General features: G+C 48.2%; 10 protein-coding genes. 6 read left to right on the top strand and 4 right to left on the bottom strand.

The window, feature by feature from the left end; translation table 11 throughout:
* Nucleotides 1–9 precede the first annotated feature (9 nt).
* From GYY70_RS06025 to tsaD, 3 genes are read right to left on the bottom strand one after another with little or no spacing between them, the layout of a single operon-like run.
* The gene (locus GYY70_RS06025) at nt 10–495 is read right to left on the bottom strand and encodes a hypothetical protein (protein WP_037392261.1); all 486 of its coding nucleotides are present in this window, start codon (nt 493–495) and stop codon (nt 10–12) included.
* 24 nt (nt 496–519) lie between these two features.
* A complete protein-coding gene (locus tag GYY70_RS06020) occupies nt 520–2,424 on the bottom strand; it encodes an ATP-binding cassette domain-containing protein (RefSeq protein WP_084585868.1) in 1,905 nt (634 codons plus the stop codon).
* A 39-nt stretch (nt 2,425–2,463) separates the two neighbouring features.
* Entirely contained in the window at nt 2,464–3,486 is a 1,023-nt protein-coding gene (tsaD, locus tag GYY70_RS06015) for a tRNA (adenosine(37)-N6)-threonylcarbamoyltransferase complex transferase subunit TsaD (protein ID WP_037392266.1), read from the bottom strand.
* Between the two features lie 201 nt (nt 3,487–3,687).
* On the opposite strand from tsaD, the gene queC reads away from it, so the two are divergent.
* From queC to GYY70_RS05985, 6 genes are all read left to right on the top strand, one after another.
* Nucleotides 3,688–4,350 carry a 7-cyano-7-deazaguanine synthase QueC gene (gene queC / locus GYY70_RS06010; protein WP_174831606.1) on the top strand — a complete coding sequence of 221 codons (663 nt, stop codon included), beginning with the start codon at nt 3,688–3,690 and terminating at the stop codon, nt 4,348–4,350.
* A 110-nt stretch (nt 4,351–4,460) separates the two neighbouring features.
* Nucleotides 4,461–4,733: a YbeD family protein gene (locus GYY70_RS06005; RefSeq protein ID WP_025330038.1), complete on the top strand. Its 273-nt coding sequence runs from the start codon at nt 4,461–4,463 to the stop codon at nt 4,731–4,733.
* Entirely contained in the window at nt 4,730–5,374 is a 645-nt protein-coding gene (gene lipB / locus GYY70_RS06000) for a lipoyl(octanoyl) transferase LipB (RefSeq protein ID WP_174831605.1), read from the top strand. The genes GYY70_RS06005 and lipB overlap by 4 nt, the downstream gene beginning before the upstream one ends.
* Nucleotides 5,371–6,327: a lipoyl synthase gene (gene lipA, locus GYY70_RS05995; RefSeq protein WP_174831604.1), complete on the top strand. Its 957-nt coding sequence runs from the start codon at nt 5,371–5,373 to the stop codon at nt 6,325–6,327. Before lipB ends, lipA begins: the two co-directional genes overlap by 4 nt.
* Before the next feature lie 460 nt (nt 6,328–6,787).
* Entirely contained in the window at nt 6,788–11,254 is a 4,467-nt protein-coding gene (gene gltB, locus GYY70_RS05990) for a glutamate synthase large subunit (protein ID WP_037475329.1), read from the top strand.
* A gap of 49 nt (nt 11,255–11,303) precedes the next feature.
* On the top strand, nt 11,304–12,713 hold the full coding sequence (locus tag GYY70_RS05985; protein ID WP_025330042.1) for an FAD-dependent oxidoreductase: 1,410 nt from the start codon (nt 11,304–11,306) through the stop codon (nt 12,711–12,713).
* 77 nt (nt 12,714–12,790) lie between these two features.
* On the opposite strand, the gene GYY70_RS05980 is transcribed toward GYY70_RS05985, so the two are convergent.
* The gene (locus GYY70_RS05980; protein ID WP_174831603.1) at nt 12,791–14,419 is read right to left on the bottom strand and encodes an FAD-dependent oxidoreductase; all 1,629 of its coding nucleotides are present in this window, start codon (nt 14,417–14,419) and stop codon (nt 12,791–12,793) included.

Genomic DNA, 14,419 nt, shown 5'->3' with positions numbered 1-14,419 from the left:
TATCTGGGTTTACATACGACCAAGTTCCCGCTGTATGGCCTGAATGTTCTGCTGCCGGTCAAGTACCGCGCTTTGCAGTTCGGTAATATTACCGCCTTTACCGGTACGGCTGCGGTTCAGTGCCTGCTGTGCCTGAGCAAGAGCATTACGTTCATTGGTCAGCTCCTGCTGCAAAATGGCACGACGGGTATTGTCGCTGCCTTTAGGAACGATATTAACTGTGGGTTGCAGGCCGCTATAGGCTGTTGCTACCTTGGTTGCAGACCGCGGGCGGCTGCGTATTGTGGCCGAAGCACTACTGTTGCGGTAGCTGGGGCGGCTGTCGCTGTAGCTACCGATAGCCGGTAAGTTGGCTACGGCACAATTTCCCTTTAGTTTTGAGGTATAGACAACTTCGCCGTTTTCAAGACAGGTATACACTTTTGCAACGGCACTCTGTCCTATAAACAGGCCACTGGTAAATATTAGTATGGGAATGATTTTTTTGTATGTCATTATTGAGCCTTATACTGCAATAATTCAAGTAGTCTGGTTAATGTTTTCGACTTCTTGCTGCCATTCAAGCCATTTTTCTTCAGTCTGAGCTAATTTTACTTTGAGCTCGGCCAATTGGGTAAGGGTTTGTTGTAATTTTGTCTGATTTTCGTCAAGATATGCTTCTTCACTGGCAAGAAACGCTTCATGTTGTTTGCGTTGCTGTTGCCAGTTTCCCATATCCCGTTCGGCTTTTTCGATATTTTTCAATAACGGTTTAATCAGACGGGCACGCTGCTGACGTTGTTGTGCTTCAATGCGTTTCTGCTCTTTGCGATTGTGATTATCACGCGAATCCTGCGGCTGTTCACCGTTATGCTGATCCTGAGTTAAACGCCACTGGCGGTAATTGCTCAGGTCACCATCAAAGTGTTTCAGTTCGCCATCACTGAGATAAATTAAGGCATCAGTAGTGGATTCAAGCAGGCTGCGGTCGTGAGAGACTACGATCAGTGCGCCTTTAAACGTCTGTAATGCTACAGTTAATGCATGGCGCATGTCCAGATCAAGATGGTTTGTCGGTTCGTCCAGTAGCAGCAGGTTCGGTTTTTGCCAGACTATCATTGCCAGTGCCAGACGGGCTTTTTCACCGCCGGAAAAAGGGGCAATTGGTTGTAAAGCCATATCACCGATGAAGGCAAAGCTACCGAGGAAGTTGCGGATTTCCTGTTCGCGTACGGCCGGTGACAGCTGCTGGATATGCCAGACCGGACTTTGGTCTGCACGCAATGTTTCGAGCTGATGCTGGGCGAAATAGCCGATTTTGAGTTTTTCCGCACGGATAATCTGGCCGCTTAGTGGTTTCAGGCTGCCGGAAATGGCTTTGATAAGGGTGGATTTACCGCTGCCGTTTACCCCGAGCAGACCATAACGTGCTCCGGATTCAACTGAAAGGTCGATATCGTGCAGAACGGTTTTGTCACCATAGCCAAGGCTGATGTGTTCCAGTTTCAGCAGCGGATTAGGCAGATGGTCAGGCTGTGCAAACTGAAACGAAAATTCACTGTCCAGATGTGCCGGCGCAATGCGTTCAAGCCGTGCCAGTGCTTTGATTCGGCTTTGTGCCTGTACTGCCTTGGTGGCTTTAGCTTTAAAGCGGTCGATAAAGGATTGCAGGTGCTGAATATGAGCCTGCTGTTTAAGATAGGCAGCCTGCTGCTGAGTCAGCCGCTGTGCACGTTCCTGCTGATAAAAATCATAGTTGCCGCCGTAGAGGATAAGCTGCTGTTGTGTCAGTTCAACTGTCTGAGTGGTGGTGGCATTCAGAAAATCACGGTCATGCGAAATGATTATCTGGGTGGTGTCCAGACCGGCCAGATGCTGTTCCAGCCACAATACTGTTTCCAGATCCAGATGGTTGGTAGGTTCATCCAGCAGAAGTAAATCCGTACGGCACATCAGTGCCTGAGCCAGATTCAGGCGCATACGCCAGCCGCCGCTGAATGATTTTACCGGTTGCTGCTGTTCCTGCTGTGAGAAACCAAGACCGTTGAGCAGTTTGGCTGCACGTGCCGGTGCACTGTATGCGCCGATTTCATCCAGCCTTGCATGATATTCTGCCTGTTTGAAGCCGTCGTCGTCATCTTCGGCCTGTTGCAGTAGCTGTTGCAGTTGCTGCAATTCGCTGTCGCCCTGCAACACATAGTCCAGCGCGGGTATATCCAGTGCAGGTGTTTCCTGTTTGACAGTGGCCAGTTGCCAGTGTTTGGGTAAACGGATATCACCGCTGTCATGGCTGATTTTACCTTCAATCAGAGCAAACAGACTGGATTTGCCAGTACCGTTTTTACCAATCAGGCCGATACGCTGACCCGGATAGATGGTCAGGCTGGCATTATTCAAAAGTTGTTTATTACCACGTTGTAAACTAAGGTTTTTAATTTCAATCATATTAATCTGTACGGTTAACCATGCTGAGGGTGCACGGTATTACTGAACAATCTGGCTGAGCGGCCAGCGCGGCTTTACATTAAAACCGGCAGCAGGCTGTGCGCTGCTCAGGTGCATGGCGCCGGCAAAAGCAATCATGGCACCATTATCTGTGCAGTAGGCCATTGGCGGAAAGAATGTTTGTATTCCCGGCAAGTTGCTGAGGCTCTGGCGTAACTGCCAGTTTGCGCCGACACCGCCGGCAACAACCAGCTGCTGATAACCGGTTTGTTTTAATGCCTGTTTGGCTTTGCTGGTGAGTACATCTACTACGGCGTTCTGAAATTCGCGGCAAATATCATTGCGAATTTGCTCCGGAAGCTGTTCTTTACAGCCTGTTTCTGTGCGGATTTTGTTTACTGCGGTCAATACTGCGGTTTTTAAACCGGAAAAACTCATGTTTAAGTCGTGTGAATGCAGCATGGGGCGGGGAAAATGCAGGCTGCCCGGTTGTCCCAGTCTGGCCAGTTCAGACAGTTTGGCACCGCCGGGATAAGGCAGGCCAAGCAGTTTGGCGGTTTTATCGAAAGCTTCTCCGGCAGCGTCATCTATGCTTTCTCCCAGAAGGGTATAGTCGCCAATCCCTTTTACGGCCATAAACTGGGTATGTCCGCCGGAAACCAGTAAGGCGACGAAGGGAAAGGCAGGTTTGTCTTCGCTCAGTAATGGCGAGAGCATGTGTCCTTCAAGGTGATGTACCGGAATAACCGGTTTGTTCAGGGCGAATGCCAGAGCATTGGCAAAGCTGGCGCCGGCCAAAAGTGCACCGCCCAGACCCGGTCCCTGAGTGTAGGCAATAGCGTCGATATCACTGTATGTTTTATCTGCCTCTTGCAGACAGGCCTGAGTAAGCGGTGTCAGCCGGCGGATGTGATCGCGGCTGGCCAATTCGGGCACAACACCGCCATATTCTGCATGCATGGCAATTTGTGTATGTAGTTGATGAGCCAGCAGACCGTGCGTGCTGTCGTACAGGGCGACGCCGGTTTCATCACAAGAAGATTCTATTCCCAGTACCAACATGTTTGTGTATTTGAAATATCAGCAATAAAGCCGGTTATTTTACCTGTTTTACACGCTTTCGTGACCAAACTGTCAGTATAAGAGGGCAAATGTTTTATAATTTGTAATAAATGACTGCGTGGTTCGCAAACCTCCCACGTCAGGCGGCCGGAAAGAGGGCTTTCCGGCTGGTTCTGAAATCAAAACTAAGGAATCTGGATAATGAAACAATATTCTAAGGCGCTGGTAATTTTTTCCGGCGGTCAGGACTCAACTACCTGTCTGTTGCAGGCTATTGCTGCTTACGGGCGTGAGAATGTGCAGACGATTACGTTTCAGTATGGTCAGCGTCATGCGATTGAGCTGGAAAAAGCACGCTGGATTGCACAGGATCAGGGTGTGGCACAGACAGTGATGGATTTGTCGCTGTTGCAAAGTATTACCCATAATGCGCTGATGGATAAACAGCAGACGATTGAAGCACCGGCAGAAGGGTTGCCCAATACTTTTGTCGACGGACGGAATGCGCTGTTTTTACTTTATGCGGCTATTTTCGCTAAGGGTCAGGGTATTCATGATGTTATTGCTGGTGTTTGTGAAACAGATTTTTCCGGCTATCCTGATTGCCGTAATGTGTTTGTCCAGTCTATGAATGTAACGCTGAATCTGGCTATGGATTATGAATTCAGGCTGATAACGCCGCTGATGTATCTGGATAAGGCGCAAACATGGGCATTGGCGGATGAGCTGGGCTATCTGGACTATGTACGGAAACACACACATACCTGTTATGATGGTATAGAGGGCGGTTGTGGTAAATGCCCGAGCTGTGTATTGCGCGAACGGGGATTACAGACCTATCTGGCACAAAAAACAGGTGTTTAGTCTGGCTGTACAGCTGTTCTTAGCTTTGGATTAAAAAATTTTACGTGAATAAGCCTGTTTTGCATGGGATTTACATGGTACAAACGTGAGCAGACAGGAAAGGTACAGAAATGAGTGATAATCTGAAAACCAGTATTATTGAATTTCCGCTGGATTTCCCGATTAAGGTAATGGGTGCACAGCATCCGGAATTTGAGGCTAAAGTGCTGGAGGTGGTGCAGCAGCATGCACCGGATACAGCGGCAGAAAATATTAATACCCGTCCGAGCAGTAAGGGTAATTATATTAGTGCAACGGTGGTGGTTCGTGCTGAAAATCAGGAACAGCTGGATAATATTTATCGTGCTTTAAGCAGCCATCCGATGGTGAAAGTTGTACTATGAAAGTGGTGCAGCTGGGTTTACGCTCCTATCAGCCGGTTTTTGCGGCTATGCAGGAATTTACTGCACAGCGTACGGCTGATACTGAAGATGAATTATGGGTAGTTGAACATCCGCCGGTGTTTACTCAGGGTATGGCTGGTAAGCCCGAACATATTCTGGTGCATGATGATATCGAGGTAGTGCAGATTGACCGTGGCGGACAGGTTACTTATCACGGTCCGGGGCAGCTGGTGGTATATACGCTGATTGATTTCAAGCGCCGGCATATTACTGTGCGCGAACTGGTCAGCCGGCTGGAAAACAGTATTATTGCAACGCTGGCTGATTACGGAATCACAGCGGTAAATGATCCGAAACGTCCCGGTGTTTATGTGAACGGTCAGAAAATTGCTTCGCTTGGTCTGCGTATTAAACAAGGCGCGGTGTATCACGGGCTGGCACTGAATGTGAATATGGATCTGACTCCGTTTACACATATTAATCCGTGCGGTTATGCCGGTTTGCATATGACCCAGATAGCGGATTTTGTTAAACCCTGTCCTGAGCTGGCCGATGTGGCTGAGCGTTTAACCGGCTACCTGACTTTAGAATTGAATGCACCGCCGCCTGAGCGGAAATCTATACAGAAAGTTGTACTATGAATCAAGATAACAGCCAAGGGGTAAAACATAAAGGTGCAGAAAAAACTGCGCGCATTCCGATTAAGGTTGTGCCGCTGGAAGAAAAACTGAAAAAGCCGAAATGGATACGGGCACGGCTGCCAAGCAGCCAGAAGTTTTTTGAAATTAAAAGCATTGTGCGTGAGCAGAAGCTGCATACTGTATGCGAAGAAGCCAGCTGTCCGAATATTGGAGAATGTTTCAGCAAGGGTACGGCAACATTTATGATTATGGGTGATATCTGCACCCGCCGCTGTCCGTTCTGTGATGTGGGACATGGCCGTCCTAATCCGCTTGATCCGCAGGAACCAAAGCATCTGGCTGCTTCAGTGAAAGCAATGAATTTACGTTATGTGGTGATTACTTCGGTTGACCGTGACGACTTACGCGATGGCGGGGCACAGCATTTTGCCGACTGCATTACTGCCATCCGCGAGTCAAGCCCGCATACACAGATTGAGGTGCTGGTGCCTGATTTTCGCGGCCGTCTGGATACTGCGCTGGATATTCTGGCACAGACACCGCCGGATGTACTGAATCACAATCTGGAAACCGCACCGCGCCTGTATAAGCAGGCTCGTCCCGGAGCCGATTATCAGCATTCACTGAAACTGCTGAAACAGTACAAGGCATTAAGGCCGGAAGTGGCGACCAAATCCGGTCTGATGGTAGGGCTGGGAGAGAGTGATGAGGAAATTCTGGAAGTTATGCAGGATTTACGTGCTCATGATGTGGAAATGATTACTATCGGCCAGTATTTGCAGCCAAGTAACAGCCATTTGCCGGTATTGCGTTATGTTACGCCGCAGCAGTTTAAGGAGTTTGAAAAGCGTGCTTACGAGATGGGCTTTAAGCATGGTGCCATTGGTGCCATGGTACGCTCCAGTTATCATGCTGATGTTCAGGCTGAACATGCGGGTGTCGTTAATGAATAATATTTATCGGGGAGATGCCGGCATCTCCCTTTTTTTATTTATTACAGCCGAAAAGTATAAAAACAGGATGCGCCTGTTTTTTTATATTTAAAGCCGGAAATAATTAAATCAGATAATTTTATATTGTTGAATTAGAATAATAATTGATTATTATTCTCAATTAAAATAATTTGCCAATAGCATAATTTGTGCTTTTGGCAATTTTTTTGGCTGTTTAGGCAGTTTTTATTAATTATCTCTAAATTGGTGAAAAATAGCAGATATTGTACTCAATTCCATTTTTATACGCAGTAAAACGGATTATCGTAGTGATTTAATCTAAATTTAAATGAAATCACAGAGTTTTTTTTGCGGTGCCGGAGAAAAAAGGTTTTGACGCTTATAGGTAAATTTTTGTATGTTTGTTACCTTGTCTAATTAATTTGTGCTTTGCAGTTAGTGCAGCAAATGAGGTTTCCCGATGTCCAGCTTATACGACCACTCTCTGGTAAAAGAAAACTGCGGTTTTGGATTGATTGCCAATATTGAAGGCGAAGCCAGCCACAAGGTGGTGCGTACCGCAATTCTTGGGCTGTCACGCATGCAGCATCGCGGTGCGATTTTATCGGATGGCAAAACAGGTGATGGTTGTGGCCTGTTACTGCAAATGCCGAAAAAATTCTTTCAGGCTGTTGCCGAAGAAGAAGGAATTACGCTGGCCAAAAACTTTGCCGTAGGGATGATTTTCTTTCCCCGTGATGAGGCTTTGCTAGAAGAATATAAAGCAATAATTGAGGAAGAACTGACCCGTGAAACGCTGAATATTTCATTCTGGCGGCCTGTTCCCACTAATCCGAAAATGCTTGGTTCCATTGCTCTGGCGGATATGCCTTATATTCAGCAGGTGTTTGTTAATGCGCCTGCCGGCTGGCTGCCGCGTGATTTGGAACGGCGGCTGTTTATGACCCGCCGGCGTGTTGAAAAACGGATTAATCATCGTGATTTTTATATTTGCAGCTTATCCAATCAGACGATGATTTATAAAGGGCTGTGTATGCCCAAGGATTTGCCGCGGTTTTATCCTGATCTGGCTGATTTGCGCATGCAAAGTGCTATTTGTCTGTTTCACCAGCGCTTTTCAACCAATACATTGCCACGCTGGCAGCTGGCACAGCCATTCCGTTATCTGGCACACAATGGTGAAATTAATACTATTTCAGGGAATCGTGCCTGGGCGCGCGCACGCTCGTATAAATACCATACTCCGCTGATTCCCGATTTGCAGACTGCTGCGCCGTTTGTAAATGAAACCGGTTCGGATTCCAGCTCTCTGGACAATATGCTGGAGCTGTTTGTGAATGGCGGTATGGATTTGTTCCGGGCTATGCGTCTGCTGGTACCGCCGGCATGGCAGCACAATCCAGATATGGATGAGGATTTGCGTGCATTTTACGATTTTAATTCCATGCATATGGAACCATGGGACGGTCCGGCCGGTATTGTACTGAGTGACGGCCGCTATGCGGCCTGTACGCTGGACAGAAATGGTTTACGGCCGGCGCGCTATGTTATTACTCAGGATAAACTGATTACGATTGCTTCTGAAGTGGGTATCTGGGATTACGCACCGGATGAAGTACTGGAAAAAGGCCGTGTCGGACCGGGTGAGTTGCTGGTGATTGATACGCGTGAAGGCCGGCTGATGCATTCAGCGGATATCAATACTGAGCTGAAAACCCGGCATCCGTATAAAGAATGGCTGGATAAAAATGTATTATCGCTGATTCCGTTTGAAAAACTGCCGGATGAAGAGGCCGGTACTTCCAGTTTGTCAGCAGACCAGTTGCTGGTTTACCAGAAACTGTTCGGTTATGACATGGAAGAGCTGGAAAATGTGGTGCGGATACTGGGAGAAAACGGACAGGAACCGGTAGGATCAATGGGTGACGATACGCCATTTGCGGTGTTGTCACAACGACCGAGGGTACTGTACGACTATTTCCGTCAGTATTTTGCTCAGGTAACCAATCCGCCGATTGACCCCTTGCGCGAAAAACATGTGATGAGCCTGAATACTTGTATCGGGCGCGAAATGAGTGTGTTTTTTGAAGCTGAGGGAATGTCACATCGGGTGAATTTTAAATCGCCGGTATTGCTGTACTCTGATATGCAGCAGTTATTGCAGTTATCAGCTGAGCATTATCAGCATCATCATCTGGATGCTGTCTATAACCCGAATGAAACCAGTTTGCAGGAAGCGCTGGTACATTTATGCGATGAAGCTGTGGCTGCTGTCAGAAACGGTGCTGTTCTGCTGGTGATATCAGACCGCAATGTCAGCCGGAATGCTATTGCTATTCCTGCTGTTTTCAGTGTCGGTGCTATTCAGCAGCGTCTGGTCGAAACCAATTTGCGCTGTGATGCCAATATTATTGTTGAAACTGCCTCGGCACGTAATCCGCACCATTTTGCGGTACTGATTGGTCTGGGTGCCACGGCAGTGTATCCGTATCTGGCGTATGAAAGTCTGGCCAGAATGGTTAGCATAGGTGCAATTACCAAACCATTACGGCAGGTAATGCTGAATTTCCGCAATGGTATTAACAAGGGGCTGTATAAAATCATCTCCAAAATGGGTATTTCAACGATTTCTTCCTATCGTTGTGCCTGTTTGTTCGAAGCAGTGGGCTTTCATCACGAAGTGATGCAGTTATGCTTTAAGAATATGATTAACCGGATTGAAGGTGCAACATTTGCCCAGCTGGATGATGAGCTCAGATGGCTTCACAAGCGGGCATGGCAGAAAAGCCGCGGACTGGAAATCGGCGGTTATCTGAAATACAAGCCGCAGGGTGAGTATCATGCCTATAATCCTGAGGTGGTGAATACATTGCAGGCGGCCATAAATACCGGAGACTATAGCCGTTACCGTCGTTATGCAGATGCAGTTAACCACCGTCCGCCTGCTATGCTGCGAGACTTGCTGCGTCTGAAAACTGATAATGCAACGCCGGTTAAACTGGAACAAGTAGAAGCCGCAGAAAATCTGTATAAGCGCTTTGACAGTGCGGCAATGTCTATCGGTGCACTGAGTCCGGAAGCGCATGAAGCGCTGGCTACTGCGATGAACCGTCTGGGTGGTTTCTCCAATTCGGGAGAAGGGGGCGAAGATCCGAACCGCTACGGCACTGAACGGGTATCACGGATTAAACAGGTAGCTTCCGGCCGTTTTGGTGTAACACCGGCTTATCTGATGAGTGCTGATGTTATTCAGATTAAAGTGGCACAGGGTGCCAAGCCGGGCGAGGGTGGTCAGTTACCTGGGGATAAAGTGACTCCGTACATTGCTCAGCTGCGCTTTGCCGTGCCCGGGTCTACGCTGATTTCGCCGCCACCGCATCATGATATTTATTCAATTGAAGATTTGGCACAGCTGATTTTTGACTTGAAACAGATTAATCCACGTGCGCTGATTTCAGTTAAGCTGGTGTCTTTACCGGGTGTGGGTACGATTGCTACCGGTGTGGCTAAGGCATATGCCGATCTGATTACTATTTCCGGTTATGACGGCGGTACCGGTGCCAGTCCGATAACCAGTGTGAAATACGCCGGCAGCCCGTGGGAGCTGGGTCTGGCTGAAACTCAGCAGGCTCTGGTAGAAAATAATCTGCGCCACAAAGTGCGCTTGCAGGTTGACGGTGGTTTGAAAACCGGGCTGGATATTGTGAAGGCAGCTATTCTGGGGGCTGAAAGTTTTGGTTTTGGTACCGGACCGATGATTGCACTGGGCTGCCGCTATCTGCGCATTTGCCATCTGAATAACTGCGCTACCGGTGTGGCGACACAGGATGATACTTTGCGCCATGAACATTTCCACGGCCTGCCTGAGAAAGCAATGAATTATTTCAAATTCATTGCACAGGATGTCCGCGAAATTATGGCGCAGCTTGGTGTAACTCAGTTAACTGATTTAATCGGCCGTACTGAGTTACTGGAAATTGTTTCCGGAATTACGCCTAAACAAGGTACGCTGGATTTGAGCAAGCTGCTGTATTCCCCGAAAGTACCGGATGGCAGCTCACGCTACTGTACCCAGACCAATCCTCCGTTTGATCCGGGGCGCCTTAACCGTACCATCATGCAGGATATTGGTGATGCGATACAAAGCGGTGAGGATGTTGAATTAAATTATGATATTAATAATACCGACCGTTCAGTAGGTGCCTCATTATCCGGCCGGATTGCGGAAACTTACGGTAATCGCGGTCACGTGCCTCAGCGTTTTGATATTTATCTGACCGGAACAGCCGGACAAAGTTTTGGCGTATGGCTGGCCGGAACGGTAAATTTATATCTCACCGGGGATGCCAACGATTATGTGGGTAAAGGTATGGCCGGCGGCAAAATTGTGATTCATCCGCACGGCGGCACAGCTTTCCGTCCTGAGGACACGACTATTATCGGCAATACCTGTCTGTATGGTGCTACCGGTGGCAAGCTTTTTGCTTCCGGTAAGGCCGGTGAACGTTTTGCTGTGCGCAATTCCGGCGCTACGGTGGTCGTAGAAGGCATTGGTGACAATGGCTGTGAATATATGACTGGTGGTGTGGTATGCGTACTCGGTAAAACCGGAATTAATTTTGGTGCCGGTATGACCGGTGGCTTTGCCTATGTACTGGATGTAGACGGCTGCTTTAAACAGCGGATCAATCCGGAGCTGGTGGAAGGGCTGGATATCAGTGAATTAACTATGCATCAGGAAAATCTGCGCGGGTTAATTGCCGAGCATGTAGAAAATACCCACAGTCCGTTAGGGGAGCGCATTCTGGCAGAATGGGATAATTATGTCAGCCGTTTTGTGCTGGTTAAACCGAAAGCCAATGATGTTGATGCGTTACTGGGACATAAGCCGCGTACAGTTACAGAACTGCGTGCAGTGACCCAGTAAGCCCGCCGGATAATGCAGAAATAATTAGAAATATTGCAAGGAACACCAGATGAGTCAACGCGAAAATGTTTATCAGTTTATTGATGTGCCGCGTGTGGATCCCCCGAAAGAACCGCTGACTGTACGTCGGCATGAGTTTGCGGAAATTTATCAGCCGTTTACTACTGCACAGGCTATTGCGCAGGCAGACCGCTGTCTGGCCTGTGGTAATCCGTACTGTCAGAATAAATGTCCTTTACACAATAATATTCCCAACTGGCTGCGACTGGCCAATGAAGGAAGAATTATCGAAGCAGTTGAACTGGCACACTCCACCAATAGTCTGCCGGAAGTCTGCGGACGGGTTTGCCCGCAAGACCGCTTGTGTGAAGGTGATTGCACACTGAATGCTGAATTCGGAGCGGTTACGATTGGAGCCATTGAAAAATACATTACTGAACAGGCTTTTGCACAGGGATGGCATCCTGATATCAGTAAGGTGGAAAAAGTAGGCAAAAAAGTGGCGGTAGTCGGTGCCGGTCCGGCCGGGCTGGGCTGTGCCGATGTACTGATTCGCAATGGTGTGGATGTTACAGTTTACGAACGGGCGACAGAAATCGGCGGTTTACTGACTTTCGGTATTCCGGCTTTTAAACTGGAAAAAGAAGTGATGATGCGCCGCCGTCATGTACTGACTGATATGGGTATTGAGTTCAGACTGGGGGTAACAGTAGGTGAAGATGTTACCCTGCAAGAACTCGAACAGCAGTATGATGCGGTATTTCTGGGTGTGGGTACTTATCAGGGGCTGCGCGCAGGTATTGAAAATGAAGATGCTGCTGGTGTTTATCTGGCATTACCTTATTTAATTGGCAATACCGAACATTTGCTGAATATTCCCAGTAAAGATTATGTTTCTATGGCCGATAAGCGCGTAGTGGTTCTTGGCGGTGGTGATACTGCCATGGATTGTGTGCGTACAGCTTTACGTCAGCAGGCAAAAGAGGTTATCTGTGCCTATCGCCGCGATGCGGCCAATATGCCCGGGTCAAAAAAAGAATTCAATAATGCGCGTGAAGAAGGTGTTCAGTTCAAATTCAATGTGCAGCCACAGGCAGTAGTGACTGATGCTGATGGCACAGTAAGCGGTATTCAGGTAGTAAAAACCATAATGGGTGCGCCGGATGAACGCGGGCGCCGGCGTGCTGAAATTGTTGCCGGCAGTGAAGAAGTTATTGCCTGCGATGCGGTGATTGTGGCGTTTGGTTTTGCTCCGCACAGTATGCCCTGGTTAAACAGTGTTGGCGTTACTGTGGATGAACGCGGCCGGATTCAGACTTGTGGTGAATATAAACAGCAGACAGCCAACCCCAGAATTTTTGCCGGTGGTGATATTACCCGTGGTTCTGACTTGGTGGTTACTGCTATTGCCGAAGGTCGTGATGCGGCACAAAGTATTATGGATTATCTTGAAGTTTAGAAAGTTTGTTATCTGAATCAAACAGCCTGCTGCCATATTTCTGGCAGCAGGCTGTTTGTTTGTTCTGATACCGCATATTAGTGTTGTGCCAGTATCTGAACTGCCGCACGTTTACCCCAGTAGCAGGCTTCTTCAAAAATCGAATAACCGGATAAATCACTGTGTGCAAACTGTAAGCGACCGGTATAAGTACGCAGTGACTGTAAACCCTGATTGGACAGATAGCCCGGTTGCGGTACAGCCATGGCATGGCCACGTAAACTTAAACGCGCCTGCAACATACGCCGGCGTAGTTTAACTCCATAGATTTGCTCCAGTTCTGCGGCCGCACATTGATAAATTTCATCGGTTGAGGCAGACAGCATCCAGCGGCGCACATTAGCAGGGGTATCATGATTCAGCGCAGTATAGGCGGTAAATGAGGTATAGGTCGGTGGACCCTGCCGGATTTGCTGGTGGGTTGCCACCACATAACCCAGTCCTTTCCCCTGATAGAGGATATTATCCCAGGCGAGTTTGCTGCCCTTGCGTTCTGCCGGAAAACCACGCAGCAGAAAATTTGCCACAATCCATGGTGCATATTGCGGCATATGAATATCCGGTTTGAATCCGTACTGCTGAATATCTTTAACCACATGGGCTGCAATATAAAGTGGCATGGCACATACAACATGCTGAGCTTCAAGCCAGTAATATTGTTGCCGCTCTGTACAGATAAGCAGGCGAACACCCTGATTATGCTCCTCAATTGAAACAGCAAAGGCATTGATACTATATGGCTGAGTGCGTGGCAAACTAATATCCGCCAGACTGGTTGCCGGATGCAGGCGGCAGAATGTGCGTATCCGTTGTGACAGTTCATTCAAACCATCAGGCCATGTCATTATTGTGCCATGCTCATTTTGCTGATTACCGCGCGCACAAAAATAGTGCAAACCTGCCCAGGCACTGATTTGTCTGATACCTTGTCCGTAATCATCACGGCAGCAATAGTCCAGATACCATAAAAATGTCGGCGAACGATAGTTTTGCTGCTCAAGCCAGTCAGCAAATGTTATTTTTTCCAGACGGCGCCATTGGCTATCCATGCTGGCTAAATCAAGCGGAATAGTGAATAAACGCTTACTATCCGTACCACGCTGACTACTGAGCCTGTGTATAAACTGAAAAAAGCGTTTACTGTCGGCATCTGTATGCGGCAGTAAATCGTTCTGCCATTGCTGCTGATAAAACAGACGCTCATTGGGTACTTGAAGCAAAGCCCGTTCATCATAGACACCATGCTGACAGAGCTGTAAATCACTAAGTAGTTCGCGAATATGTTCTGATTCAGGCGAAGGCAGGGGCAGATAATGGGCTCCGGTCGGATAGTTTACGCCAAACTGCTGTTCGCCGCGGTTATTGCCATTGCGTTCAGCCCCGTCAAGTAAAATATAATCCTGCATGCCTTGTCTGGATAATTGCCACGCCGCAGCCAGAGCTGCCGCCCCGCTGCCGACAATCACAGTATTCACACTGAATCTGGGTATCTCTGCCGGGACATTTATACGAGCATCACGAATAGCATGGCCGGTTGCCTTACCGGGAAAATCTATACTGACTGGCGGTTGTCCGGGTCTGAAATAGCGCCATGCCTCATAGCCGGTTAGACCTACCATACTGGCACCGAGCACATGGCTGAGAAAACGGCGACGACTGATTTTCAT

This window comes from Snodgrassella sp. ESL0324 (assembly GCF_013344955.1).
Classification (GTDB): Bacteria; Pseudomonadota; Gammaproteobacteria; order Burkholderiales; family Neisseriaceae; genus Snodgrassella; species Snodgrassella alvi.
Note: the sequence above shows the minus strand (reverse complement) of the source record. Positions and strands in the feature narration are given on the sequence as shown.

Bases quoted from the DNA above. Each gene is read 5' to 3' on its own strand.
- GYY70_RS06025 (WP_037392261.1), bottom strand. From the start codon at position 495: ATGACATACAAAAAAATCATTCCCATACTAATATTTACCAGTGGCCTG.
- GYY70_RS06020 (WP_084585868.1), bottom strand. From the start codon at position 2,424: ATGATTGAAATTAAAAACCTTAGTTTACAACGTGGTAATAAACAACTT.
- tsaD (WP_037392266.1), bottom strand. From the start codon at position 3,486: ATGTTGGTACTGGGAATAGAATCTTCTTGTGATGAAACCGGCGTCGCC.
- queC (WP_174831606.1), top strand. From the start codon at position 3,688: ATGAAACAATATTCTAAGGCGCTGGTAATTTTTTCCGGCGGTCAGGAC.
- GYY70_RS06005 (WP_025330038.1), top strand. From the start codon at position 4,461: ATGAGTGATAATCTGAAAACCAGTATTATTGAATTTCCGCTGGATTTC.
- lipB (WP_174831605.1), top strand. From the start codon at position 4,730: ATGAAAGTGGTGCAGCTGGGTTTACGCTCCTATCAGCCGGTTTTTGCG.
- lipA (WP_174831604.1), top strand. From the start codon at position 5,371: ATGAATCAAGATAACAGCCAAGGGGTAAAACATAAAGGTGCAGAAAAA.
- gltB (WP_037475329.1), top strand. From the start codon at position 6,788: ATGTCCAGCTTATACGACCACTCTCTGGTAAAAGAAAACTGCGGTTTT.
- GYY70_RS05985 (WP_025330042.1), top strand. From the start codon at position 11,304: ATGAGTCAACGCGAAAATGTTTATCAGTTTATTGATGTGCCGCGTGTG.
- GYY70_RS05980 (WP_174831603.1), bottom strand. From the start codon at position 14,419: ATGAAAATCAGTCGTCGCCGTTTTCTCAGCCATGTGCTCGGTGCCAGT.